This window comes from Marinomonas sp. TI.3.20, assembly GCF_038155025.1.
Lineage (GTDB): Bacteria > Pseudomonadota > Gammaproteobacteria > Pseudomonadales > Marinomonadaceae > Marinomonas > Marinomonas flavescens.
In genome coordinates this window covers 1-26,464 of the sequence record NZ_JBAKAS010000017.1, presented here as the reverse complement: position 1 = coordinate 26,464, position 26,464 = coordinate 1, and the positions used below count along the sequence as shown (strand labels likewise).

Below are 26,464 nucleotides of genomic sequence, written 5' to 3'. Positions count from 1 at the left end.
ATTAGGAATATTAGCCATGAGTTATTTAGTTATTTCAGAATTGCAAAAACATTACGATAGCTATCATGCGTTAAGAGGCATAAACCTTAACGTTACCGAGGGTGAGTTTCTTGTCTTCGTAGGGCCATCTGGATGTGGGAAATCGACCTTATTACGCACCATTGCCGGTCTAGAATTATCCTCAGGTGGATCGATTGAATTAGATGGAAAAGACATTACGGAAGTCGCCTCTTCCAAACGTGACTTAGCAATGGTGTTTCAATCCTATGCACTTTATCCGCACATGACAGTAGCAGATAATCTGTCATTTGCTTTACGCCTTGCTAAAGTGCCAGATAATGAAATTCAAGAGAAGGTTCGCTCTGTATCGGCATCCTTACAGCTTGACCCATTACTAGATCGCAAGCCAAAAGAATTGTCTGGTGGTCAGCGTCAACGTGTTGCTATTGGTCGCGCCATCGTTCGTCAACCTAAGGTTTTCTTGTTTGACGAACCCTTATCAAATTTGGACGCAGCCTTGCGCGTACAAATGCGCCTTGAATTAGCCCGTTTACACAAAAAACTGGGCACGACAATGATCTATGTAACACACGACCAGATAGAAGCCATGACATTGGCAGATCGTGTCGTCATACTCAATGCAGGTCAAATTGAACAAGTAGGTACGCCTTTAGAACTGTATCGCCAACCGAACAACCGCTTCGTTGCGGAGTTTATTGGCACGCCAAAAATGAATCTTATTGACGTTGATAGCTTTGCTGAAAAAGGTGAAATTTTAACATTGAATCTACTCAACAGTAGCGTCACTTTCCCTGCCAACCGCATTAAAGGCTCATTGCCTAAAGCGATTACCCTAGGCATACGTCCAGAGCATTTATCCCTAGTAGAAGAAAATGGTGATATCACTGGACGCGTAGAGCTTGTTGAGCACCTTGGTTCTGAATCTTATGCGCATATCCAATTAAGTAATGATCAAATGATCATCTTAAAAGCTTCAGCGCGCAGTGTTCTAAAAGATGATGATGTCGTTCACATCAATATCGATTCAAGTGAAGCCATCTTGTTTAACCAAGATGACCAAGTTATTTCCATCATTGCTGAGGGTGCAAGTAATGCCTAATACACTTACCGCAACTCGGCACTGTGATCAATTGTCAGTTCAGCCATATGCAAAAGAGGATATTAGCCCAGGCGTTATTCATCTTGGTGTTGGTGCTTTTCATCGAGCCCATCAGGCAATGTATTTTGATCGGTTCTTGGCGCTTCCTGAAGGCAAAAAGTGGGGGTTGATCGGCGTAAACGTTCGACCTCAAGACAGTCAATCTTTTGCCCGCCTCATGGCCCAACAAGGAGAGTATGTTCTTAAAACAATGGCGCCAAATGGTGCGACAGAGTATGAACATATTCGCTCCATTATTCGCCAAATTGACGGTGCTCAAAAACCGAATGATGTTGATGATGCTATGGCTGATGCCAACACACAATTAGTCACCTCCACAGTAACGGAAGGCGGTTATTACCTAGATGAAAAACGTGTACTCATGACCTCTCATCCTGCTATAAAAGCAGATATTGAAGGTGCCAGAAATACGCTGTACGCTTTTTTACACGCAGGTCTGAAGAAACGTAGCGAGACATCTAATGCTAAAATAACCTTACTGTGTTGTGACAATTTACGCCACAATGGCGAGCTATTAGAAACAGGGCTAATGCAATTTTTATCCGCTAAAGGCGATACAACACTTGTTAACTGGGTGAAAGAAAATGTTTCTTTCCCTTGTGCCATGGTAGATAGGATCACACCGAAACCAAGCCTTATTCATGTCAAAGACGTGCAAGATCGATTTGGCATTGACGATGAAATGACCGTCATGGGTGAAGACTTTGCCCAGTGGGTCATCGAGGATAATTTTGCAGGAGAAAAGCCTGCGTTGGACCTTGTCGGCGTACAATTTGTTGACAAGGTTGATCCCTACGAAGAGGCGAAAATTCGTATTCTTAATGCCGGCCATACTTGCGTAACATATCAAGCGGCCTTGAAGGGACTCACCTATTTCGATGAAGCAATGCGTGATGATGAATTAAAGCAGTATTTTACAGACTTCATTAAGCAAGATTCTATCCCTGCGATAGGCAATTCTATCGTCGATTTACCCGCGTATTTTGATATTATTGCGGCACGCTTTAGCAATACAAACATCGGTGACACCGTAGAACGAATTTGTACCGATGGCTACGCAAAGTTCCCTATCTTTGTTTACCCTTCTTTAGAAGGTGTATATCGTATCGGTGGTACGCCAACAAAAACGATCCAAGGCATTGCTTGCTGGTTTGTGTTTATCCATAAAGCCGCAGCGGGGCAATTAGCAATCGAGTATCATGAGCCTAACCTGTCTTCTATGTCTTCGTTTACAAACGATAAAAAGGGCATTCAAGCGTTCGCGACAGACCCTTATTTATGGGGAAGTTTAGCAACAGATTATCCAAGTTTCGCGACGGATCTAGCAAAATCGATTCATGAAGAACAGAAAAAATACGATTAATAACGAAGCAACCGAGTAAGTAATAATTTTTTAAACTCGGTTTTTGCTATATGGTAATTGCTAGGGAATAATGGCCTCACTATTAAAACCTGAGTCAAAAAGTCGCTCTATACAAATCTACATTTGTTACAAGCCTCTCTACGCGTTATTAAAGCAAGACTCTGATTTTTGTTTTAGGTGAATTTTATGTCCACAACAACAAAACGCAATACACCAGAATATGAACTGGTCGATAACGGTATTGAAACTATCCGCTATCTAGAACACGGATATCCTAGCGACCTCATTCGCTGGCATGCCCATGATGACTATGAATTACATTTCATGGTAGCAACGTCTGGAAAGGTATTTGTCGGTGACTATATTGGCAATTACGATCCTGGCCAACTCATTTTGACTGGCCCAAGGCTGCCTCACAACTGGATTTGCCAAAACAATCAAGACCCCGTTCAAGTTAGAGACATGGTGATTCGCTTTGATCATGAATCGTTTTCCAACGGAATGAAGATTATTCCTGAGCTGGCAGAGATATTACCTATGTTACTCAGAGCCAAATCTGGCATCGAGTTCTTCGACATCGAACTGGATGACTTAAAAGAAACCTTTGGATCTGTTCGCGACAGCACGGGATTACAGCGAGTCATTAAGTCACTTCCTCTTCTTAAAAGACTGGCTCAAAGTCAAAATTATCGTCTTCTTTCGACGGTTCAAATTGACTTAAAATCAAATGAAGCCTTGCAGAGTAAAGTCAATACGGTTGTCGATTATGTGTCACAGAATTACAGCCAAGATATCAGCTTGTCGAACGCGGCCAGTTTGATCAATATGTCTGACAGTCACTTTTCTAGATTCTTTAGGAAAGCCACAGGCAACCGTTTTATCGAATTTGTCAATCGAGTTCGAATTAGCCGAGCCTGCAATTTATTAACAGAAACAGATCAACAGATTGCAAATATCTGCTTTCAAGTTGGGTTTAATAATGTCGCTAACTTTAACCGACGTTTTCATGAACTCAAAGGCGTCACACCACGTGACTTCCGTTCACAAAGCTCTAAACGTATTGCATAACGTCATACATATTAAAATATAAAGACGAAAAATTAGCGGTCATGTCTAATAACATAACCGCTTTTTATTATTCTGGATTTAATAAGTTTGAAAGCGATTTATTTAAATGTTGAGTTGATGTGAAAAAGTCTTGGTATAATTTGTACTTCCTTTGGTAATAGCCCTCAAACTCTTTCTCAGGCTCATGGGAATCTAGCTCATCAGGCAAAAAGCAATATTGTTCAATCAATGTTTCAATAGAGCCTTCTGTTTTGTGCTTATCACCAATCAATGCCAAACGAGCGGCACCTAATCCCGGTCCAACTTCACCACCATCACGGTAAATAAGACGTTTGTTTAAGACGTTCGATAAGAGTTGACGCCAAAAAGCCGAACGCGCACCACCTCCGATTAATGATAAATCCGACACAATAGTACCTGCTGTCGCTAATGCATTTTGACAATCCAATAATGAAAAAGCCACGCCTTCTAATATAGCGAGTGTCATATCATCAAGCGTTGTCGAATTGTTCAAACCAACGAATTGTCCTTGCGCATAAGGGTCATTATGCGGAGTGCGCTCACCATTAAGATAAGGTAAAAAGATGACGGTAGTTTGTGTCTGTTCGGAGTGCTCAAGCGCCTCTAATAATGCTTGTACAGAAAGATTGACTGTTTTTGCCCACCATGACAAAGAGTTAGCAGCGCTTAAAGTTACCCCCATTTGATGCCAACGATTGGGGAGCGCATGGCAAAAAGCATGGACAGTATTGTTCGGGTTGGCTTTATGGGACTCGCTCACCGCAAAATACACACCAGATGTTCCCAAAGACAGCAGCCCTTGTCCCGGTCGTGCAATACCCATACCGACCGCACCAACTGCGTTGTCACCGCCACCAGCCACCACAGAAATTACTGGGATGTTTAACAACGCTGCCACGTCTTCAGACAAAGTCCCCACCACACCACAACCTTCATACACGGTCGGCATATTTTTTTGCGTCAACCCGGTTGCCGCCAGCAGAACATCGTCCCACAGACGGGTCGCGGGATTTAACCACAAGGTACCTGCTGCATCAGAACAATCGGTTGAAAAAACACCCGTCAGACGATAAGCAAGGTAATCTTTAGGCAGCAAGACATGACTCAAACGGGAAAATATCTCAGGTTCATTTTCTCTCACCCATTGCACTTTAGGCGCAGTGAACCCCGGCATCACCAAGTTTCCAGAACGCTCAACAAATTCGGGGCATTGTTCCATCAAGGTTTGGCATTGTTGCTGACTACGGCCATCATTCCACAAAATACAAGGTCGTAAAATATCGCCTTGGGCATCTAGCAGCGTTGCACCATGCATTTGCCCTGATAAGCCAATCGCCTTTAACTTACTGAGGTCTAATCTTTGTTGAAGTTGATCAACAACATCCAGACAAGCTTGCCACCAAGACAGCGGGTCTTGCTCGGACCACATAGGATACGGTGAACTAACACTGAGTTCTGCCGACTCTTGAGCTATTAAATTGCCATTATCATCAATGACAACACCCTTCAGTCCAGAGGTTCCAAGATCAAGGCCTAAATACATAGCTTATTATTCTCATGTTGATCGTATGTTTTTGTTGTTTATTTTTACGGGCTTTAAGCTCATATTGAAAATATTTTACCAATGAGTCAAACGTAATTTATGAACTTGCACCTTTCGTACTAAAAGACCACAAAATACATCAATTTTGCACACCTAACAAAGCCCAAAACAGTTATAGTACGCAGACTTTCTTTTGACATTTTTTAAGCAAAAAAACACTTTTCTTGATTAAAGGTTTAATTTTTAACATTGCAATTTTCGTTGTGAATACAGAGTGTAGTAAGTAGATACCTTGAATTCTAACATAACGTCTAATAATGAAAGTCACATTCAATATTATCCCTAAAGGCCAATTGAGCCGATAAAATGCAGGTAATTTATAAAGTATGCTTTGGCTAAATACATTTTTTACAACTCAGACCATACCTCAAAACCAGTTGATGATAGGGCATTATGATTACGCGTTAGTCGCGCTTTCTATTATTGTTGCCGCCGCGGCCTCATTTTTCGCCTTGCATTTTGCAACGGCAGCGCAACACATCACCTCATCTGCTTACAAAAAAATAGCGCTTATTTCAGGCTCTCTTATCATGGCCGGTGGTATCTGGAGCATGCACTTTATAGGCATGCTCGCCTTCCAAATGAGCGGCAGCATAGAATACGATTTTTTTCTAACACTTATTTCTATATTCCCTAGTTTGATTGCATCCTATGTCGCATTAAGAATGTTGGCGGACACGCAAACCCTCACTCCTCTTCGCTTAATTATCAGCGGCATTACGGTAGGCGCAGGTATAGGTACCATGCACTACATGGGGATGGCTGGGATGAATATGCATGCAACTTTGCTTTACGACCCTTTTTGGTTCTTTTTATCGATTGCTATTGCGGTTGCGCTGGCCATCATTGCTTTATCTGCACGTTATTACATCAGTAAAACCTGGCCTTCCTGGAACCTACAGATTATCAATGTCATTAGCGCCTCGATTATGGGAGCGGCGATTTCGGGTATGCATTATGCTGGCATGGAAGGCGCACGTTTTATTATGCCAGCCGGCCAACATACAATGATCGCAACGGAAAACAACCACGACGGCCTATCTATAACCATTGCGACGATTACCATTTTATTGTCTATATTGGCCACTAATATCACATCTCAAATACGCTATCGCCAGCTATTTAAAGAGAAAGCAGACAATGAATTGCGCTTGCAAACTACTCTTGATACCGCTATTGATGGCATTATTTCGATGGATGCTAAAGGTATTATTCTCGCTTTTAATAAAGCGGCAGAACAGATTTTTGGCTGGACAGAATCAGAGCTAATCGGCAAGCGTATTTCTGTTTTATTGCCAAAATCGAATAACTTACACAGCCGAAAAGCCCTCATAACCTATTTAAAAAGCGCGATAAAACAGCATGATGGTTTAGATAACGAAATTACAGTTCTTCATAAAAATGGCCATATTATTCCTATCCGTCTGGCTATTGGACGAGTCGACGTTGTTGGAAAAAAACCTATGTTTGTCGGCTTCGTTACGGATATTTCTGTCCGCAAAGAGATGGAAGAAAAAATAAAGAAAAGCGAAGAGCAATATCGCTCCCTTATTAGGAATATTCCTGGTGTCTCTTTTCGAAGTTTATTCAATCAAGATATGCCTCCTATTTTTATTAGCGAGGCAGTACAACAGCTAATTGGGTGGCAAGCGGATGACTTTTACCAAAGTAAGGTTACTGTATCAAAAACCATACACCCCGATGACATAGACCGACTCAAACAGACGGTAAACACTGCAATCGCTGAACATCGTTCCTACTCTCTAGAATATAGACTACAACACAAAGAAGGCAGCACAGTTTGGGTGCTGGAAAACGCGAATATTGTTTTTAATGAAGACGGTATTCCTGAATGGATAGACGGTGTCATGCTCGATATTACCGAGCGAGTTGAAATGGAAAGCGCTCTGCGTCAAGCAAAAGAAGAAGCTGAAGTGGCCGCCGAAAGTAAAGCGGCATTCCTTGCCAATATGAGCCATGAAATACGAACACCAATGAACTCCATTATTGGCTTTTCAGAGCTATTACTCGAAATGGGTAACGAACCAGAGCAACAAAAATACCTAGACACCATTTGCCAGTCCGCACGCTCTTTACTGTACTTACTCAACGATATTCTAGACAGCGCTAAATTAGAAAAGAATAAACTGGAGCTCGATCTTCGTCCCTTTATTCTTTCTGACCTAGTTGATTCATCTATTTCTACTCTATGGCTACAAGCGAAGAACAAGGGGATTTCATTGCAGTTCGATATGGATGACTCCCTTGCTACCGCTTACATGGGGGCTGGTGAACGCATTCGACAGATTCTTATCAACTTAATCGGCAATGCGATTAAATTCACAGAGTCTGGACACGTCGAGTTGAGAGTTTTCCCGATGACCCCTCCTTTTATTCGTTTTGAAATAACCGACACAGGCATAGGCATTGAGACAGATAGATTAGAAAATATTTTTGACCCGTTCACCCAAGCGGATGCTTCTATGAGCCGACGCTTTGGTGGTACTGGACTGGGTACCAGCATATCTAAACAACTGGTTGCCTTAATGGGCGGTACCATACACGCTAAAAGCACAATAAATGTTGGCAGTACCTTTTATTTTGACATTCCTCTTGAAATGTCAGCGCCACCGACTGAAACGGAAAACAGTGCATTAGTTTGCATTCCTCCTCAAGATATTTTGGTAGTAGACGATATACCTCAAAACATTACCTTGCTATCACACCTTCTTTCTCGCCAAGGACACACGGTATTTACCGCTCGAGATGGACTGGAAGCAGTTGAAGCGTACAAATCCTTGCAGCCAAATTTAATACTAATGGATCTACAAATGCCCAAAATGGATGGTGTAACAGCCACTCAGATTATCCGCACTTACGAAAGCAGTCATGATCTAGACAATATCCCAGTCATTGCCTTAACCGCCAGTGTCTTAATGGAAGACCGCCTTGATGCGAAAAAAGCGGGAATGAATGGCTTTGCAACCAAACCAATAGATCGACTTGCCTTAAATAATGAAATGGCTCGCGTATTAAAAATGACCGATTTGCCATTACTAGACACTAATAACACAGCGGAACTTCCCCCGCTCAAGCGCAAAGAAATTCATTTTGAGAAAGGCCTCGCTTTGTGGGGAGAGCGCACTATCTACATTGATGAATTAGAAAGATTTGCCAAGAAAAACGCAACCATTAGCCAAGAATTTAAACGTTTACTGAATGACCAACTGTATCAAGATCTCAGCCAATCTGCGCATGCTATAAAAGGCGTGGCGGCCAATCTGGCTTTGGTTAACTTATCACAACAAGCCAGCAGCGTAGAAAACACCGCTCGCACTAAGGCGCATCTAGATTGTGACGAAAATATCATTAAACTAGAGAAAGCTTTCTCTCACTTTTTGGCTGAGTTATCACGATTTAGCACCTCGAACACTGAAGACTCCTCACTCAAAACAAAAAGCGATCCGGAACAAACAGACAATCTAGAAATCTGCCTCTCTTTGATCGATGAACTCATCGAACTTGCCAACAGTGGCGAACTGGATGACAACAAAATGACGCAATTAATTAACAGCGCGCCCACACCATCAAAAGCTGCGCTTACGCAAGCCGTTGATCACTTATCCAACTTTGATTTTGAACAAGGCACAATAGAGCTTGCACAGTTCAAAAAAACATACACTGAAGGGGAAACATTATGATACTTGGCGCCATTAACTCCCCTAGAATTTTATTGGTCGATGATGAGCCAACGAATCTTAGGGTGCTAAAAAAGGTACTAGAAGATAAGTACCGTCTTTCTTTTGCACGCTCTGGAGAAGACGCGTTAAACATAGTCAAAAAAGAGAGCGTCGACCTTATCTTGCTTGATGTGATGATGCCAGAAATGACAGGGTTTGAAGTGTGTGAAAAACTCAAAAAAAACCCAGATACCGCTCATATTCCGGTGATTTTTGTTACCGCATTACGGGATACAGTCGATGAGGCGAAAGGCTTTGAGATCGGTGCTGTCGACTATATTACCAAGCCCATTACTCCAACTATTGTATTTGCTCGAGTAAAAACACATCTGTCCTTGATCCAAGCAAATGTTCTTAAAGCGACGCACATTGATTTAATCCAACGCCTAGGCCGAGCCGCAGAATACAAAGACAATGAAACGGGGATGCATGTTCAGCGCGTTAGCCATTTTGCTAAAATCATGGCCATGGCCTGCGGTTATAATGAATTCGTTGCCGATGAATTAATGATGGCAGCCCCTATGCATGACCTAGGCAAGATCGGCATTGCTGACAGCATTCTCCTAAAGCCTGGAAAACTAACCTCAGAAGAATATGAGATCATGAAGAACCACACTCATATTGGCGCGGAAATTTTAGATAATCCAAAATCCCATCTGATTGCACTTGCTCGCTCAGTGGCGATTACTCACCATGAAAAGTGGGATGGCAGCGGTTATCCATACGGTTTGTCTGGCGAGGATATTCCGATCGAGGGACGTATCGTTGCTCTCGTCGATGTCTTCGACGCTTTAACCTCCGAGCGACCTTATAAAAAAGCGTGGTCTATAGAAGAAGCTATCGATTTCATCCAAGACCAAAGTGGCAAACACTTTGACCCTTATTTAGTCATGCTACTTATACAAGAGCTGCCTAAGCTATTAGAGATAAAACAACAATTTTCTGAAGAGATGCCTGCAAATTAACGCAGAAGCAATTGAAAACCGCAAAAAAAGCGCCATTTTAGTTAGCAAAGGCTAAGGGGAGTGAATTAAGAAAAAGGCGTTTACTTATCCCTTGGCAGATCTCTAATTACCTCAATCATGTTGTTTATATTAACAACCATAGGTCTTATTCTATGAATACCTTCTCTCACTTGGTGGCCTCATTACTTGGTCAAGGTGTCAGTGCACAGAATACTCAACTTGGCATATTGCGAATAAACGGCAGCGATGCAAGTAAGCTTCTTCAAGGCCAAGCGTCTTGCGATATGACAAAGCTGTCTGAATCGACGGGGCTGTACGGTGCGATATGTAGCGTTAAAGGCAGAATTATCAGTAACTTTTTTGTTATTCAAGAACAGGAAGATACCTTACTAATTATGAATAAACCTCTGGTTGAAATTGCTCTCAACCACTTAAAAAAATACGCGGTGTTTTTCCAAGTGAATCTGAGCGATGCAAGCGAAGAATATGCCATTGAATCGCACTTTAGCACATCCACCAGCAGCGCTATTCCAGACGCATTACCTGAACAATTGCCAGTAGAGATCGGCAATGAATCGATCACGCTGGCCATCAGTGACAGTCCAACCCGAGCAACACTTTGCTTACAGCGCAAACACGATGCGGTCGTTGAACAGGTAAATGAAAAAATGCCTGCACCGTCACAAACCGAACTCTTATCTTTGCTAACTGCACGACCATTAATTGATGTAGAACAAAGTGAAAAAGTGCTCCCCCAATGGCTCAATATGCAACGCACTGGCGGTATCAGCTTCACGAAAGGTTGTTACACTGGGCAAGAAATTGTCGCGCGAATGCAATACCGTGGAAAATCGAAAAAGCAGTTGGCACTCTTTAGCTGGGAAGGCGATCACGACGTTAGCCCCACTTTATTAGACAGTGAAGGGAAGAGCATTGGCAGCGTATTTAAAAGCGCGCGCTTTAATAACCTGAATATCGCGCAGATCATTCTCAATATAGAGCCAACCGATGTAGACAATTTTTTCCTAGGTGAACAAGCGATCACCTTGCAACCTCTGCCCTATCGACTTGAAAACACCAAGTAACCGACAAAAAAAGGAGCTTCCATCAGCTCCTTTTTTTAGACTTGTTATTCATTCATATTGGATCTAATGCCCACTTGACCGGTGTTTTCCCAATACTCTGTAAGTACGCATTGGTTTGAGAAAAGTGGCCACACCCTAAAAAACCACGATAAGCAGATAAAGGCGATGGATGAACACTTTCTAACACGCAGTGTTTTTGGCGATCAATATAGCGGCCTTTTTTCTGGGCATACGCTCCCCACAATAAAAACACTACACCTTCTTGCTCTTGATTTATCAGCTCAATAATTTTATCAGTAAAGGTTTCCCAGCCTTTCTTCTGATGGGAACCTGCTTTACTGGCTTCTACCGTCAGCACACTGTTCAATAACAAAATGCCTTGTTTTGCCCATTGATTTAAAAAGCCATGCTCGGCGGGAGGAATCCCTAAATCACGGGTCAATTCTCTATAAATATTTACTAACGACGGCGGTACTTTTACCCCCGGCTTAACGGAAAAAGACAAACCATGAGCTTGACCTGGGCCGTGATAAGGGTCTTGTCCCAATATCACTACTTTTACTTGTTCAAAGGGGGTTTCTACTAAAGCATTAAAACAATCATTGGCTTCTGGATAGATGCTCTTTTTTTGTCTCTCAACCGCTAAAAACTGCGTTAAAGAGTGCATGTAATCTTTGTCAAATTCGCTGGCTAATCGAGTTTGCCAACTTGAAGGTAGTGTCATATTACAACTCTAAATTGTGGGCTCTGATAGTAAAAAGGGATTCAAAGACGGCATTGTTTTGAAATCATGATAAAAGCCCAGTGCCTCAGGATCATCAGGCGTTGTCAGGTGTTTCAATAATAACCACGTCATTTCTCTGAGAGAATACGCTAAACAGTACTGCTCTAAACGCCACAAAGTATCTTTCTCATCCAGAAAAGGTTCATAGGCGAATATAAGGGCTTGCCGCTGAGCCTGGTTTAAATTATGCGATCGCGCGACTACCGCAAGATCAAATATAGGATCACCCATTCCCGCATACTCCCAATCGATCAACCAAAAATTTTGCTCATCCATTAAGAGGTTTTTAGGATTTAAATCATTATGGCAAACAACAGGAGAACCTTTAAAGGAAACTCGTTCAAGCGACCCTAACTTTTCCTCCAAATATGCATGCTCTTTTTCGAGTTCTGGCCTAGCAGAAAGAAAACGCTGGATACCATTAAGGTAATGACTAATCACTTTATAAATACAGAACGTGTGGTCAACGACGGGGAGTTGATGCGTTACTTTCAAGGCTTTCGCAATGCGGTCAATATTCTCTGAAGTATGTGCCACACTCCAATCAAAAGAAGGCTGAGAAACATACCGACAAACAAAAGCCCCTGCTTCATCATGCCAAAGCAACTCTGGGGATAATCCCACCTGCGCCGCCATCGATAGAATCTGCAATTCACTCTGGCGATTAATGTAAAAAGCAGATTCATCCAACGCAGGGATTCTTAATACCAACTGAGGGAAACCATCCCAATCAAGACGATAAACATGATTTGAAAAACCTTCTTCAAAAGGTATCACTGTTATTTGATCAAATTGGGGTAAAATCACCACCATTTTTTCAAAATACTCAGATAAATTAATCATTTTGTTGCCACAATTGTAAGTCACTGTCAGAATGTCAAACACAACTATCCGAGTCAATAGACAATTTTGAAGCAAATCAATGAATAAACACGAAGACATTATTCGTAAAATACAAGAGAGTCTAGGTACTCTCAGTAAATCAGAACGCAAAGTTGCTGAAGCAATTCTTGCCGACCCTAAAACGACGATTCACTCTAGCATCGCGAAACTGGCTGCTCGAGCTGAAGTAAGTGAACCTACGGTAAACCGATTCTGTCGTAGCTTAATTGGCAGCGGCTTTCCTGACTTCAAAGTATCTTTGGCTCAAAGTTTAGCGACGGGGACACCTTACGTTAATCTTAACGTAGAACCAGACGATGCTCCTGGTGCTGTCACAGCTAAAATCTTCGAAGCGGCTAAGAACAACTTAACTCGCGCTCAAGAAATTTTACCTGAAGCGTTAATTAGTCGAGCTGTTGATGTGCTTGCCCAAGCTCGTCGCATTGAGTTTTACGGCTTAGGTGCTTCAGGCCCTGTTGCGAAAGACGCTCACCATAAATTCTTTCGTTTAAACATGCCGGTTGTTGCTTACACTGATATTTTAGTTCAGCGTATGGCTGCAGCAGGAACACACCCAGGCGATGCGGTTGTTGTTATTTCTTATACAGGAAGAACACTACCACTTATTGAGACTGCCCGTGTTGCAAGAGAAGCTGGAGCGACCGTCATCGGCATAACTAATCCAGACTCTCCATTAACGGATCACTGCTCTATTGTGCTGCCGATTGAAGAAACAGAAGACACTGATATTTATACTCCTATGAGTTCTCGTATCGTCTACTTAACCTTGATTGACGCATTAGCCACCGGCGTTTTATTGAAACGTGGGCCAGAGTTTAATGCGCACCTTAGAAAACTTAAGTTAAGCGTTCAAGACACACGTTTACCTAAAGTTGAAAAAAAATAGGCTTGGCCTCAAGCGAGAAAATATAAAAGGCATCGATCGGATGCCTTTTTACAATCTGACAAAATTCTGACGCTTATTTTTAGGTATTCATTTCCTTTCCAGATAATTTTGCAACTTTGCCAGAGTTTTTTGAAAGATAATCCATCTATACCTACCTAGAATGCACAATGTAGTCATGAAGAGTGCTAAAAATAGTCAAAATATATAATATTTGACTATAACACTTATACTATATTTCACCGGCTTTATACGTTAAAAACATTTAAAAATTATAATTATTCGATACGAATTGGTGGAAGTACCTTCTATCAATATACTGTGTAGGCCACTTATCAAAACTGGTAGATGCTTTATTAACAGTACTGAGGCTCTAACTTAACGGGTCATCGTATCAGCATGATTTTACCGAATCGGGGATTAAAATGATTGAAAATTCAAGCTTTGCGATAAGCTTTACTTTTTTAGCTTATCTTATAGTCATGCTTGGTATTGGGCTTTACGCTTATAAGCTCACATCAAGTTCAGAAGACTACTTTTTAGGCGGACGCTCATTAGGGCCTTGGCCAACAGCCATTTCTGCTGGCGCATCCGATATGAGTGGTTGGCTACTTCTAGGGCTACCAGGGTATGCGTTTGCCTCTGGCATGGAATCCATCTGGTTAGGTGGTGGCTTGTTAGTAGGTACTTGGTTGAACTGGCTACTGTGTGCGAAACGCTTACGTACCTACAGTATTACAGCGGACAATTCTTTGACGATCCCACATTTTCTTGCGACTCGCTTTCAAGATAAGTCCAAGCTTATTCAAACCATTTCAGCAGCATTTATCCTGTTGTTCTTCTTGTTTTACACAAGTTCTGGCCTTGTGGCTGGTGGCAAACTCTTTGAAACTGTTTTCCACATCGATTACACCTACGCGGTTATTATCGGTACAGTTTGTGTTGTGTCTTACACACTATTTGGTGGTTTCTTAGCAGTTGCATGGACAGATCTTGTACAAGGCCTAATGATGGCCGCTGCGTTGGTTGTCGTTCCTTTAGTTGCCCTTGACGGTAGCTGGTCTGAACTTCCAAGTACATTGGCGGCAAAAAATCCCGAATTGCTAGACATTTGGACCAACATAAAAGGCCAACCTCTGTCTTTCATTGGCATTGTTTCTTTGGTTGCTTGGGGATTAGGTTACTTTGGTCAGCCGCATATTTTGGCACGATTCAAAGCCTCTCGCTCTAACAAAGACATCAAGGTTGCACGTCGTATTGCAGTTAGCTGGACAATTATATGTATGGCAGGCGCTCTTGCTATTGGCTTATCAGGGATTGTATTTGTTGATAATCATCTAGGCGGAACGCTTGCAGATCCTGAGAAAATATTCATGATCATGGTTAATGCAATTTTCCATCCTGTCGTAGCGGGTATTCTTCTTGCCGCCATCTTAGCGGCCATCATGAGCACCGCAGATTCTCAACTGTTAGTTTCCTCTTCTGCTCTAGCTGAAGATTTCTACAAACAACTCATCAATAAGAATGCAACTCAAAAAGAAATCGTAAACGTTGGACGCCTTGGTGTTGTTGCTATTGCTGTTATAGCTCTAGTATTAGCATTGAACCCAAACAGCTCAGTATTAGGTTTAGTGTCTTATGCTTGGGCTGGCTTTGGCGCTGCATTTGGCCCAGCCATTCTTTTGAGTCTATTCTGGCGTAACATGCACCGCAACGGCGCTCTTGCCGGCATTATTGTTGGTGGCGTAACTATCGTTGTTTGGAAGCAGTTACATGGCGGCATATTCGACCTGTACGAGATTGTTCCAGGCTTCATCTTCTCAACACTTGCTATCATCATATTTAGTTTGATGAGTGGCGCTCCTGAGAAGAAAGTGACGGATACTTTCGACGAGTACACTAAATCGTTAGATACTATGGAATAAGCACAAGCATTCCATTAGAAAGCCCAGCTCAAGTAAATTGAACTGGGCTTTTTTTATCGCTCTTACTCCTCACACCAACTGCTACTCTGCTACTCTGCTACTCTGCTACTCTGCTACTCTGCTACTCTGCTACTCTGCTACTCTGCTACTCATTATTTATAGAGCATAAAAAAAGGGCTTGCAAAGCAAGCCCTAAACACCATTACTAACAAACGTTAGTAGTCAGAGGAACACTTAAATTAATCGTTAAACAAGCTACAAGCACCTTGCTCAGCACCGTTTACTAGCGCTCGCTGAGCACTGAATAGTTCGCGCCCCATACCCTGATGAGAATCCGTTAAATCTTGGTGCACTGCTGTTCTAGAGGCTAATTCTTCGTCTGAAACAAGTACTGATAAAGTACCTGATATTGCATCCAAACGGACCAAGTCGCCATTCTGAATTTTTGCGATTAAGCCGCCAGCTAGTGCTTCAGGCGTCAAATGAATTGCGGCAGGCACTTTACCTGATGCGCCAGACATACGGCCATCTGTTACTAGGGCAACTTTATAACCCTTGTCTTGCAAGTTAACTAAATAAGGGGTGAGTTTATGCAACTCTGGCATACCAATCGCTTTTGGCCCTTGAAAGCGAACTACAGCAACACAATCGTGCTCTAACTCACCATTAATAATTGCATCAGCTAGGTCATTTTGATTATGAAATACCATGGCTGGCGCTTCAACAATGCGATTTTCTTCCGCTACTGCAGAAACTTTTATCACCGCACGACCTAAATTACCCTTAAGAAGTGATAAACCACCTTCTTTGCTGAATGGGTCTTCAATTGGTCGAACAACGCCTAGATCCAAACTTTGTTCTGTACCATCGCGCCAAACAACATTGTCACCTTCCAAGAAAGGCTCTTTGGTGTAATGAGTTAAGCCTTTACCAACAATGGTCATCACATCTTCATGAAGCAAACCACCTTTAAGCAGCTGTTTAACAAGATACGCCATACCACCTGCAGCATGAAAATGGTTAATGTCTGCTTGGCCATTTGGATAAATACGAGTCAATAATGGAACGACTTTAGACAAGGCTGAGAAGTCATCCCAAGTTATGATAATGCCAGCTGCACGCGCAAAAGCGACAATGTGCATTGTATGGTTAGTCGAACCGCCAGTAGCCAATAGGCCAACGATCGCATTCACGATGCTTCGCTCATCAATGACTTCGTATAATGGGCGGAAATCACGACCCAATGACGTAATCTTAGTTGCTAGTTGTGCTGTATGTTTTGTTAATGCCGCACGCAATGGATCATCTGGATTAACAAACGATGAGCCTGGTAATTGCAGCCCCATCATTTCTACTAACAATTGGTTAGAGTTTGCTGTTCCGTAAAAAGTACAAGTACCAGCACTGTGGTAAGAGGCTGATTCTGCTTTAAGCAATTCTTCTCGACTCGCTTTGCCTTGGGCATAACGCTGGCGTACTGCCGATTTTTCAGCATTAGTAATACCGGAATGCATCGGCCCAGCAGGTACAAATAAAGCCGGAAGATGACCGAATCGAAGTGCCGCAATCAATAGACCAGGTACAATTTTGTCACAAATACCTAAATACAAAGCGGCATCGAACATGTTATGAGACAGCGCAATCGCAGCACCTTGAGCTATATTATCGCGACTAAATAAGCTTAACTCCATGCCATCTTGGCCTTGAGTTATTCCGTCACACATTGCAGGAACACCGCCAGCAAATTGAGCAACACTGCCCATTTCTGCTACCGCTTGGCGAATTTGGTCAGGGTAGTTATTGTAAGGCTGATGTGCAGATAACATATCGTTGTAAGAAGAGATGATGCCAATGTTCGCCTCTTCCATTAATGTTAACTTTTGCTTATCGGTCGGCTGACAAGCGGCAAAACCATGAGCCAAATTACCACAAGATAATTTACCGCGGTGTGGGCCTTGCTCTTGTGCTTTTTTCATATCGGATAAGTATTGAGCGCGCAAAGACTGGCTGCGCTCAATGATGGCTTCAGTTACTTTCGTAACGATAGTATTCATACTTTACTCCGTTTCGTTAAACAGCAGTCTCTGCCCGACTGATGTGTAATCATTTTTTTGTAATATTACTACATTTTTCATAAAAATCACGCGATAAAACTGTGCATAGCGCTATAAACCATAAAAAACTGTAATTTTTTTACATAAAGAGTTAAAAAACTCTATTTTTCCTTTAAAATAGCGTCCAGCAGTAACATAATTTATTGTATTATCTTAAACAACGTAATGAACGACTATTTATCGAACAATATAAGGAAGATTTACCCTCTTCCCTTGCTTGAAAATCATGTTATGTAGTATTTTTACGTCAAAGAGCACATTTACCCATTTTGCTGGTGTTGCACTACAGACAAAGGCGAAATGGAGTTCCACTATATTTAGAGGTGAGTATGACTATTAAAGTAGCAATTAACGGATACGGACGTATTGGACGCAACACACTTAGAGCGCTATACGAATCTGGTAAACGTGATCAAATTCAAGTTGTAGCAATCAATGATCTTGGTGACTCTAAAACCAATGCTCACTTAACTAAATATGACACTGTGCATGGACGTTTCAGCGAAGAAGTAACATTTGACCATGAAGCTCTGTATGTCAATTCAGACAAAATCCGCACTTTCTCTGAGCGTAACCCTGCTGATCTTCCTTGGGCTGAATTAGACGTTGATGTTGTTTATGAATGTACTGGTTTCTTTACTACAAAAGAAAAAGCCAGTGCACATATTAAAGCTGGCGCTAAAAAAGTTATTATTTCTGCTCCTGGTAAAGAAGTAGACGCTACCGTCGTTTACGGTGTCAACCAAGATGTCCTAACATCTGACATGACGGTTATTTCTAACGCATCTTGCACAACAAACTGCCTAGCACCAATAGCTAAGCCATTAAGCGACAAGCTTGGTATTGAAAGCGGCTTGATGACTACCATCCACTCTTACACTAATGATCAGCGTCTATCTGATGTTTATCATGAAGACCTTTACCGCGCTCGTGCTGCGGCAATGAATATGATCCCAAGTAAAACAGGGGCTGCTGCCGCTGTTGGTTTAGTTATTCCTGAACTTGCAGGCAAATTTGATGGTATGGCGGTTCGCGTTCCAACAATCAATGTTTCATTAGTAGATTTAACCTTCTTAGCACCTCGTGAAACAACGACTGAAGAAGTTAATAAAATTATTGAAGATGCAGTAAAAGCCGATCCAATTTTGGCTCAAGTTCTTCATGTAAATCATGATCCGCTTGTATCTAGCGATTTCAACCACAATGCTTTTACCTCTAACTTTGATGCGACTCAAACTCGCGTCCAAGGTAAATTAGTTAAAGTAATGGCTTGGTATGATAACGAATGGGGCTTCTCTAACCGTATGTTAGATAACACCATCGCGCTGATGAACGCTAAATAATATCTACCTATAAAGGCTGCTAATGCAGCCTTTATGCTATTTGATACTCCGAAACACGCTTCCTAATGTTTGGTAATTTATAATGACTCGCAGAACTAAAATTGTTGCAACACTTGGCCCAGCTTCTAGCTCCCCTGAAATGATTGAGAAATTGATTCTTGCAGGTGCCAATGTTTTCCGTCTTAACTTTTCTCATGGTCAGCCAGAAGACCATATTGATCGTGCAAATATTGTTCGCGAAATGGCGAAAAAGAACAATCGCCACGTTGCGATCCTTGGAGATCTTCAAGGTCCTAAAATTCGTATCGCTCGCTTTAAAGACACAAAAGTTCAACTAAAAGACGGCGCAACTTTCGTTCTTGATGTTGGTTTTGATAAAAATAATGGTGACGAGTCTCGTGTTGGTATCGACTACCCACAACTGGCGAAAGACTCTCAACCAGGCAACATTCTTCTTCTTGACGACGGTCGTGTCGTACTTGAAGTGCTTGAAGTCAAAGGCCAAGAAGTTATTACTAAAGTTATTGTTGGTGGTCCACTATCAAACAATAAAGGCATCAACCGCCAAGGTGGTGGCTTATCGGCTGCCGCTCTAACGCCTAAAGATAAAGAAGATATCAAAACAGCCGCAGCATTAAAAGCGGATTACCTTGCTGTCTCCTTCCCACGCAGTGCGGCGGATCTTCATGAAGCACGCACATTAGCCGAAGCCGCTGGCCTGCAAGCGGGCATTGTTTCTAAAGTGGAACGCGCTGAAGCCGTCGCTGATAATGAAACATTAGATGCTATTATTTTAGCATCGGATGCTGTCATGGTAGCTCGTGGGGATCTTGGTGTAGAAATCGGTGATGCTGAGCTAATCGGTGTACAAAAACACATGATCAAACGCTGCCGCCAATTGAATCGCCCAGTCATTACGGCGACTCAAATGATGGAAACTATGATCACCAGCGCTATGCCTACTCGTGCTGAAGTATTTGATGTTGCTAACGCCGTACTAGATGGTACCGATGCGGTTATGTTGTCTGCAGAAACAGCAGCAGGCGCCTACCCTGAAGAAGTTATTCAAACCATGAACCGTGTTTGCTTGGGTGCAGAGAAACAACCTGCAATCAATCGCTCTAAACACCGTGTTGATGTGACTTTCACAAATGTTGATGAAACTATTGCGATGTCTGCAATGTACGCAGCCAACCATTTGGAAGGCGTAAAAGCGATCATCAGCTTGACTGAATCAGGTACAACACCATTGTTAATGTCTCGTATCAGCTCTGGGTTACCTATTTATGCCTTGTCGCCAAACCAAGCAACATTGAATAAAGTAACGCTTTATCGTGGTGTAACTCCTGTTGCATTCTCATCAAAAGAGTTCAATATTGAGACTATAGTTTCAGGTCTTGTTGATCACGTTAAGTCTCTTGGTTTAATCAATGACGGCGACATTGTTATTGTTACTAAAGGTGATCACCTAGTCAGTCATGGTACAACTAACATGATGAAAGTCGTGAAAGTTGGCGAAGCAAAGGAATAACCAACAGTGACGAGTAAAGTCTTGCTGAAAAAACTCATTACAACACCAGAGCGTAAAAACGTCGCTCTGGTGGCACATGACAACATGAAGCCAGAGCTAATAGAGTGGGCTGAAAAGCATAAGAAAAAGCTTATCAAGCACAACTTATTAGCAACAGGAACGACTGGGAACTTAATGCAGAAGCAATTAAATGTCCCTGTACAAGCACTCATTAGTGGGCCACTTGGCGGTGATCAGCAATTAGGTGGCCTGATAGCAGAAGGTAAAATCGATGTCCTAATATTTTTCTGGGACCCGTTTGAACCTATGCCTCACGATCCTGATATAAAGGCTTTACTGCGCGTTGCGGCAGTGTGGAACATCCCCATTGCCTGTAGCGTATCGTCTGCAAACTTTTTAGTTTCTTCGCCATTATTTGATAGCGAATTCGAACGAAAAGTACCAGATTACGAACAATATCTAAAAGAGCGGCTCTAAGTCGCTCTTTTTTTGCCTCTAACGTTCTATCTATAACAAGCAATCCCTGCAACCCCTCGCTGTTTTTGTCAAAATCGGCTATATTATCGCCCAATTAATATCGCTTCATTCACGTGATAGGCCACGTCATATCAAGCGACTCTATTTCATACGCCAACGTAACTTTGCCCCTCAGCACACCACGTTGACAACCGCCATCAGGAGAATTGTTTTGCAAGCAAAAGTAGCCCTTATTATGGGATCTAAAAGTGACTGGGCCACCATGGAAAGTGCCGCTGAAATAATGGACATACTTGGCGTGAGTTATCACGTAGAAGTAGTTTCTGCTCACAGAACGCCCGTTAAATTAACTCAGTTTGCAGAACAAGCCGTTGAAAAAGGCTTCCAAGTAATTATTGGCGGCGCTGGCGGCGCAGCACATTTACCTGGCATGGTTGCCGCACACACACGCTTGCCTGTACTCGGTGTGCCAGTACAAAGCAAAGCCCTAAACGGCATGGACAGCTTACTGTCGATCGCACAAATGCCAAAAGGCGTTGCAGTTGGCACGCTTGCCATTGGTACGGCAGGCGCCTTTAATGCCGGCCTACTGGCTTGTCAGATTCTTGCCAACTCTGATCCAGAGCTGGCTAAGAAAATTGAAGCGTTCCGAACTCAACAAACGGAAACCGTTCTTGCTCACCCTGACCCTCGAGAGGTGTAAATGTCAACTTTATGGGTATTAGGCGCCGGACAACTTGGCGCCATGCTAAAACAAGCAGGCACACCACTTGGTCTTGATGTTCGCCCTGTCGACATAGAAGCCACTGAAGCGCTGCCTTTGCAAGCGGATGACATCGTTACGGCTGAACGTGAAGAGTGGCCGGAAACGGTGGCAACAAAACAACTTGCCACACATAAGAACTTTGTTAACTTGGCGACCTTCCCTCAACTGGCAGACCGCCTGACGCAAAAACAATGGCTAGACCGCCTTGAGCTTGCGACAGCGCCTTGGTTTCCAGTAGAGCAAGACTCGACTGCTGATTACGCGTACCAAACCTTAGGCGAGCGTGTACTTATGAAACGCCGTCGTGGCGGTTACGATGGCAAAGGCCAATATTGGCTTAAGCAAGCAGAAAAGTCAGAGATCCCAGATGATTGGAAAGGCCAAGCCATTGCCGAACAAGCAATTAACTTTGATGAAGAAGTATCCTTGGTGGGTGTGCGTGGTAAAGACGGTAAAAAATATTTTTACCCACTCACACTTAACCTTCACATCAATGGCATCTTGTACGCATCTATTTCACCGCTAAAACGCCTTGATCAATACCAAAGCACAGCAGAAGTCATGCTTAGCAAACTGATGGATGCATTAGATTACGTTGGTGTTATGGCGATGGAATGCTTCCGCGTGGGAGATGAGCTACTCATCAATGAACTGGCTCCTCGCGTTCATAATAGCGGCCATTGGACCCAAGCTGGCAGTAATGTTTGTCAGTTTGAAAACCATGTTCGCGCGGTAACAGGTTTACCTCTTGTCGAAGCTGAAATCAAAAACCAAAGCATGATGGTCAACCTGATTGGTGTCGATTTAGACTACCAATGGCTAAATATCAAAAGCTTGGAATTGTATTGGTACAAAAAAGACGTCAGACCTGGCCGTAAAGTCGGCCATCTAAACTTCTGTACTGGCAATCTAGAAGTGTTACATTCAGCACTTAACAGCCTTGCTATGCCAGCGCCTTATCCTGAAGCAATCACATGGCTTAAAGCCAACCTACCTGCTTAAGATTCTATGTCGAATAAAAAGCCGCTTTAACATCACTGTTAAGCGGCTTTTTACTAACATTATTTTGTCTATTTTTAATCATGCTTCCGGTAAACGCATAGCCATTAGCACGCCAATCAAAGCAATAATCGCAAACACAAGCACAAGCCCCTCTATTGAGATGACTTGAGTCAGCGTCCCTATAAGACTCATCAATAACAGCATAAAACCAATCACCGTATTACTCACTGCCACATAACTTGTACGCTTATTGCCATCAGCCAAATCCACTAGATACGTTTTACGCCCTACACGCACACCTTGATGAGCAATCGTTAACAGAAAATATAACGCAGGCAATATAATAGCCTGATTAAAGAGAGAGGGTTTAAAGTAAGAAATAGCAAAAAGAACAAAACCAACAGTAGAACTGAGAAGGCATGCAACCACCATCACTTTCTTACTAGATCGATCCGAATAACGCCCCCAAAAAGGCGCTGACACTAAAGAAGCAAGGCCGCTAGCAAAGAGAAACATCGCCAACACCCAGACACCATTGCCCAGTTTTTGATGAGCTAAAACCACATAATAAGGCGCACTCAGTGCGGAACAAAGAAACAAAGAGCGCGTAACAACAAACAGACGAAACGCTCGATCTGTTTTCAACAAGGTCAACTGTTTCAATGCTTCCATCAAGCCATTGCGACCGTTATCGACTTCACCAGGAAATTCCACCACCCGAGAATACACCGCCGCACCGATCAACCAAACCATAGACGCCATCACCAAACAAGCGCCATAGACAATAGGACTGGCCTCAAAGGCCGTAAAAGCGCTGAGCATCATCATCACCGCAACGCCAACCGTAACCAAGCCTGCCAAACTCGCAGACCAACCAGAGACCTGACCTCGCTGACTCTTAGGAACTGTTCTACCTAAGACATCTTTCGAAGCAACGGAACTCAAGCCTCGCGCTAAACTAAATACAATCAGACATAGAATAATTAACCAGCCAGCTAATGCTCCATCAAAAGTAGCGGCAACAACGCCAATAGCAATAATACTCAGAGACTGGAGCACACTACCAACAATCCACACCCATTTTCGAATGGGTAACTTACGAATAACACTCGCAATCGCCAACTGCGGAAGTAAAGACCCAGACTCACGGATCGGCACCAACCAACCCAATAAATACGCCGGCGCTCCTACACTTTGCAACACCCAAGGCAAAGTCACTTTTGGATTGATCAACGCATCGCCTAAATTGGTAAAAAACTGCGCAATGATCAGCTTGATAAAATTACCAGGCACCTGCTTACACACCGAGCTATCAATCTTCTCACACGCCCTTGCATCTTCTTCATTAGCGATTTTTTCATACACAGACCCAAGAAGACCTTTATCCGACATACATACTCCATAACAGCAGACTGGCTACATTGACTTGAAAATATCGATATGAAATTTTACCACCTCTGATTAAATATTGCGTAGCCAAGCATCACACAGGTCACGGAAAGGAACAGACAGACACTGTTATTAGAATAACGACTAACATCTGGCAGCAGACACAACCCAGCGCCTCTGCCTTAAGAAAACAAAAGTAAAGTTTATAAAAGATACGGTGAATTAACCCATAAAGAGCCAAAGGACATATGTTTACTGATTTTCAATCATGCCTGTCTTAACTATTTCATAGCATTAGTTCGGACGCCACATCACGTAACCATCAGCATCGCTGGCTCGACGTAACATTGCGATCAAAGGTGCGGCGCGAGCTGATAACGTAACTTCTTCTGGCTCATCAGGGTTACCACTAACAGATTCATCCTTGTTGTTCGTAGTCGCCAAAGTCAAATAATCTAAGGCAGAGCTCAATGCCTCACCACTGACTGACCCTTCCGTGCTGCTACCGTGACCCATAATCGTAAGTAATTGATTAGCCACGCCATCAAGCATGACAAAACTCGCCGACTCTTCACTGTAAAACTTAATCAACATATAAGAAACCTCATTAAAAAACATTAAAGACAGGCACCTAATAAATCCAATAAAAACAGAGAATTAGACGCCATGCCGAAACATATTTATTACTCGTAAATCAAAATATACAGGATAGTAATAAGCAAGCGAGACTAAATAACAATCACTCAGGCGAGTAGTTGAGTACTTTTCCTATTACACTGCCGGTTGTGCAATTCACAGTAATGATCAATCGATAACTCTTGCCCGACAACACTACCCGTTCTGGCTTCAAATTCAGTGGCAATACACAGCCAATTGTCGGATGAAATATTCAGTCTTTGCAGAATGGGAAGCAACGATGCATCAATAGAGCCTTTTTTACCTTCTTTCACTATTCGCCCCGTCATGTCGATGAGTTCTAAGTAATCCACTAGTTTAAAAGGCAAACCACTTGGCATATCTTTTTGTGGATTACCGACAAATGGATAAAGCGCCTTAGCTTGATACTTTCCTTTCGTCGCCGCCACTCGCTTCTTAATACTGGTGAAATCAGAGCTTTCTGGGGTATCGCTGATGCCTGATCTTACTGGATTTAAATCGACGTAGGCCATGCAAGCCATAAGCGCCGCTTCATCGAGCAAAGCCTGGGATTTAAAGCGTCCTTCCCAAAAATGACCGGTACATTCATCCTCTAAATTAGCTCGCCGTGCAATCGGCTCGTTAAGTTCTTTCATAAACCAGCTTAAGTCTGTTAAGCGTTCTCGATAGGTTTCTGCCGCGGCTTCTGCTAAAGCAATCACATAGGCTGGAAGCGAACCACCGGCTAGATATTGCTGAGTAAACGTCGTGCCTTTATGAATCCTATTCCAACGCTCTAACACTTCAAACACAGTCCAATGCTTCGCTTTTTCTGAATCGATATGCAGCACCACATGAAGGTGATTGGTCATCACCGCATAGGCACAAATATCGATTGAAAAGACACTGGCGAGAAACAGCAAGCGGCTCTCTACCCAACCTCGCCGATGCTCATAACTTGTTCCTGTGAATGGATCTTCACCACATAAAAAGGCCCGACGCACACATCGGGCAACGCAATGATAATAAGGGGTATCGTCTAAGCATACTTGCTGACTTCTCGGCATAGGCATAATCCTGCTCCTCTTCCTTGAGTAAACAAAAATTAAGTATAGAAGAAGACTGGAAAATAAACCGAAAAAAGCTGAAAGTGCCGTGGTTACTGGCTTTTTCGCATGCCTGTCTTAAAAAGATGCTTGGACAGTATGATCAGAGCTCTTAAACGTTGAATGATGTGGTTGCTTGAACGCTGCGCAACTGTTTAAGGGGTCTGACCCTGCGCAATAGATACTAAAGGCTCTTGTTTTGCATTTGTGCTGACGCGTCGAGCTTGCGAGACAGGCGCAAGCAAATGGAAGAACAAGAAACGACTCTTACTACAAGACTAAGAGGCGACTTTTCGTAGGAGGGTTAGGTCCCTTCTGTGTTTTTTGGTTTATTTCAGACAAAAAAAAGCCCTGACAGCGTTAGCGATCAGGGCTTTCTTAATTATAAGCTTGACGACGACCTACTCTCACATGCGTTCCTTCATAAGAGCCCCACACAGGTGTGAGGTTATTATGCACTGGAACGAAAAAACCCCACCCTGCGTAGCAGGATGGGGCTTCTCTTAATTATAAGCTTGACGACGACCTACTCTCACATGGGATCCCCCACACTACCATCGGCGATGACGCTTTTCACTTC

20 protein-coding genes are annotated in these 26,464 nt (G+C 42.8%); 13 read left to right on the top strand and 7 right to left on the bottom strand.

Features of this window, described 5'->3' with window-relative positions:
- Positions 1–16: 16 nt before the first annotated feature.
- The 3 genes from V6259_RS15590 to V6259_RS15580 all read left to right on the top strand — a co-directional run bounded on the left by V6259_RS15590 (position 17) and on the right by V6259_RS15580 (position 3,611).
- The gene (locus V6259_RS15590) at positions 17–1,120 is read left to right on the top strand and encodes an ABC transporter ATP-binding protein (RefSeq protein WP_341585347.1); all 1,104 of its coding nucleotides are present in this window, start codon (positions 17–19) and stop codon (positions 1,118–1,120) included.
- Positions 1,113–2,543, top strand: a complete 1,431-nt coding sequence (locus tag V6259_RS15585; RefSeq protein ID WP_341585345.1) for a mannitol dehydrogenase family protein — start codon at positions 1,113–1,115, stop codon at positions 2,541–2,543. The genes V6259_RS15590 and V6259_RS15585 overlap by 8 nt, the downstream gene beginning before the upstream one ends.
- Before the next feature lie 186 nt (positions 2,544–2,729).
- Positions 2,730–3,611, top strand: coding sequence for an AraC family transcriptional regulator (locus V6259_RS15580; RefSeq protein WP_341585344.1), 882 nt, complete (start codon positions 2,730–2,732; stop codon positions 3,609–3,611).
- A gap of 67 nt (positions 3,612–3,678) precedes the next feature.
- Here V6259_RS15580 and xylB read toward each other — a convergent pair whose 3' ends face one another.
- Positions 3,679–5,175: a xylulokinase gene (xylB, locus tag V6259_RS15575; protein WP_341585342.1), complete on the bottom strand. Its 1,497-nt coding sequence runs from the start codon at positions 5,173–5,175 to the stop codon at positions 3,679–3,681.
- 386 nt (positions 5,176–5,561) lie between these two features.
- Here xylB and V6259_RS15570 point away from each other — a divergent pair, with 386 nt between their 5' ends.
- From V6259_RS15570 to ygfZ, 3 genes are all read left to right on the top strand, one after another.
- Positions 5,562–8,936: a PAS domain S-box protein gene (locus tag V6259_RS15570; RefSeq protein ID WP_341585340.1), complete on the top strand. Its 3,375-nt coding sequence runs from the start codon at positions 5,562–5,564 to the stop codon at positions 8,934–8,936.
- Positions 8,933–9,940 (top strand): response regulator, encoded by a 1,008-nt coding sequence (locus V6259_RS15565; protein ID WP_341585338.1) that lies wholly within the window; start codon positions 8,933–8,935, stop codon positions 9,938–9,940. Before V6259_RS15570 ends, V6259_RS15565 begins: the two co-directional genes overlap by 4 nt.
- A 152-nt stretch (positions 9,941–10,092) precedes the next feature.
- On the top strand, positions 10,093–11,025 hold the full coding sequence (ygfZ, locus tag V6259_RS15560; RefSeq protein ID WP_341585337.1) for a CAF17-like 4Fe-4S cluster assembly/insertion protein YgfZ: 933 nt from the start codon (positions 10,093–10,095) through the stop codon (positions 11,023–11,025).
- Between the two features lie 52 nt (positions 11,026–11,077).
- Here the strand turns inward: ygfZ and ung are convergent, their stop codons facing one another.
- Complete coding sequence (gene ung, locus V6259_RS15555) at positions 11,078–11,749, bottom strand: uracil-DNA glycosylase (protein WP_341585335.1); 672 nt, start codon at positions 11,747–11,749, stop codon at positions 11,078–11,080.
- Positions 11,750–11,758: 9 nt separating this feature from the next.
- Complete coding sequence (locus V6259_RS15550; RefSeq protein WP_341585333.1) at positions 11,759–12,652, bottom strand: phosphotransferase; 894 nt, start codon at positions 12,650–12,652, stop codon at positions 11,759–11,761.
- Between the two features lie 79 nt (positions 12,653–12,731).
- On the opposite strand from V6259_RS15550, the gene hexR reads away from it, so the two are divergent.
- Both hexR and putP read left to right on the top strand, forming a co-directional pair.
- Entirely contained in the window at positions 12,732–13,598 is an 867-nt protein-coding gene (gene hexR, locus V6259_RS15545; protein WP_341585331.1) for a transcriptional regulator HexR, read from the top strand.
- Between the two features lie 422 nt (positions 13,599–14,020).
- Positions 14,021–15,520, top strand: coding sequence for a sodium/proline symporter PutP (gene putP / locus V6259_RS15540; protein ID WP_341585329.1), 1,500 nt, complete (start codon positions 14,021–14,023; stop codon positions 15,518–15,520).
- A 239-nt stretch (positions 15,521–15,759) separates the two neighbouring features.
- Here putP and edd read toward each other — a convergent pair whose 3' ends face one another.
- A complete protein-coding gene (edd, locus tag V6259_RS15535) occupies positions 15,760–17,574 on the bottom strand; it encodes a phosphogluconate dehydratase (RefSeq protein WP_341585327.1) in 1,815 nt (604 codons plus the stop codon).
- Between the two features lie 389 nt (positions 17,575–17,963).
- On the opposite strand from edd, the gene gap reads away from it, so the two are divergent.
- The 5 genes from gap (at position 17,964) to purK (ending at position 22,753) form a co-directional block, all read left to right on the top strand.
- On the top strand, positions 17,964–18,977 hold the full coding sequence (gap, locus tag V6259_RS15530) for a type I glyceraldehyde-3-phosphate dehydrogenase (RefSeq protein ID WP_341585325.1): 1,014 nt from the start codon (positions 17,964–17,966) through the stop codon (positions 18,975–18,977).
- Positions 18,978–19,059: 82 nt separating this feature from the next.
- Positions 19,060–20,508, top strand: coding sequence for a pyruvate kinase (gene pyk, locus V6259_RS15525; protein ID WP_341585323.1), 1,449 nt, complete (start codon positions 19,060–19,062; stop codon positions 20,506–20,508).
- Positions 20,509–20,514: 6 nt separating this feature from the next.
- Positions 20,515–20,985 (top strand): methylglyoxal synthase, encoded by a 471-nt coding sequence (locus tag V6259_RS15520; protein ID WP_341585322.1) that lies wholly within the window; start codon positions 20,515–20,517, stop codon positions 20,983–20,985.
- 211 nt (positions 20,986–21,196) lie between these two features.
- Positions 21,197–21,688, top strand: a complete 492-nt coding sequence (gene purE, locus V6259_RS15515; protein ID WP_133011860.1) for a 5-(carboxyamino)imidazole ribonucleotide mutase — start codon at positions 21,197–21,199, stop codon at positions 21,686–21,688.
- Positions 21,689–22,753 (top strand): 5-(carboxyamino)imidazole ribonucleotide synthase, encoded by a 1,065-nt coding sequence (purK, locus tag V6259_RS15510; protein WP_133011861.1) that lies wholly within the window; start codon positions 21,689–21,691, stop codon positions 22,751–22,753.
- A 78-nt stretch (positions 22,754–22,831) separates the two neighbouring features.
- Here purK and V6259_RS15505 read toward each other — a convergent pair whose 3' ends face one another.
- From V6259_RS15505 to V6259_RS15495, 3 genes are all read right to left on the bottom strand, one after another.
- Positions 22,832–24,145: an MFS transporter gene (locus tag V6259_RS15505; protein ID WP_341585318.1), complete on the bottom strand. Its 1,314-nt coding sequence runs from the start codon at positions 24,143–24,145 to the stop codon at positions 22,832–22,834.
- Positions 24,146–24,436: 291 nt separating this feature from the next.
- Entirely contained in the window at positions 24,437–24,736 is a 300-nt protein-coding gene (locus V6259_RS15500) for a DUF1840 family protein (RefSeq protein ID WP_341585316.1), read from the bottom strand.
- Between the two features lie 149 nt (positions 24,737–24,885).
- Entirely contained in the window at positions 24,886–25,851 is a 966-nt protein-coding gene (locus V6259_RS15495) for a transposase (RefSeq protein ID WP_341585314.1), read from the bottom strand.
- Between the last annotated feature and the right edge of the window lie 613 nt (positions 25,852–26,464).

Excerpts from the sequence above, each read along its gene's own strand:
- V6259_RS15585 (WP_341585345.1), top strand. The coding sequence starts at position 1,113 with ATGCCTAATACACTTACCGCAACTCGGCACTGTGATCAATTGTCAGTT.
- V6259_RS15565 (WP_341585338.1), top strand. The coding sequence starts at position 8,933 with ATGATACTTGGCGCCATTAACTCCCCTAGAATTTTATTGGTCGATGAT.
- V6259_RS15550 (WP_341585333.1), bottom strand. The coding sequence starts at position 12,652 with ATGATTAATTTATCTGAGTATTTTGAAAAAATGGTGGTGATTTTACCC.
- ung (WP_341585335.1), bottom strand. The coding sequence starts at position 11,749 with ATGACACTACCTTCAAGTTGGCAAACTCGATTAGCCAGCGAATTTGAC.
- hexR (WP_341585331.1), top strand. The coding sequence starts at position 12,732 with ATGAATAAACACGAAGACATTATTCGTAAAATACAAGAGAGTCTAGGT.
- ygfZ (WP_341585337.1), top strand. The coding sequence starts at position 10,093 with ATGAATACCTTCTCTCACTTGGTGGCCTCATTACTTGGTCAAGGTGTC.
- edd (WP_341585327.1), bottom strand. The coding sequence starts at position 17,574 with ATGAATACTATCGTTACGAAAGTAACTGAAGCCATCATTGAGCGCAGC.
- putP (WP_341585329.1), top strand. The coding sequence starts at position 14,021 with ATGATTGAAAATTCAAGCTTTGCGATAAGCTTTACTTTTTTAGCTTAT.
- V6259_RS15580 (WP_341585344.1), top strand. The coding sequence starts at position 2,730 with ATGTCCACAACAACAAAACGCAATACACCAGAATATGAACTGGTCGAT.
- xylB (WP_341585342.1), bottom strand. The coding sequence starts at position 5,175 with ATGTATTTAGGCCTTGATCTTGGAACCTCTGGACTGAAGGGTGTTGTC.
- pyk (WP_341585323.1), top strand. The coding sequence starts at position 19,060 with ATGACTCGCAGAACTAAAATTGTTGCAACACTTGGCCCAGCTTCTAGC.
- V6259_RS15505 (WP_341585318.1), bottom strand. The coding sequence starts at position 24,145 with ATGTCGGATAAAGGTCTTCTTGGGTCTGTGTATGAAAAAATCGCTAAT.
- gap (WP_341585325.1), top strand. The coding sequence starts at position 17,964 with ATGACTATTAAAGTAGCAATTAACGGATACGGACGTATTGGACGCAAC.
- V6259_RS15570 (WP_341585340.1), top strand. The coding sequence starts at position 5,562 with ATGCTTTGGCTAAATACATTTTTTACAACTCAGACCATACCTCAAAAC.
- V6259_RS15500 (WP_341585316.1), bottom strand. The coding sequence starts at position 24,736 with ATGTTGATTAAGTTTTACAGTGAAGAGTCGGCGAGTTTTGTCATGCTT.
- V6259_RS15590 (WP_341585347.1), top strand. The coding sequence starts at position 17 with ATGAGTTATTTAGTTATTTCAGAATTGCAAAAACATTACGATAGCTAT.
- purK (WP_133011861.1), top strand. The coding sequence starts at position 21,689 with ATGTCAACTTTATGGGTATTAGGCGCCGGACAACTTGGCGCCATGCTA.
- V6259_RS15495 (WP_341585314.1), bottom strand. The coding sequence starts at position 25,851 with ATGCCTATGCCGAGAAGTCAGCAAGTATGCTTAGACGATACCCCTTAT.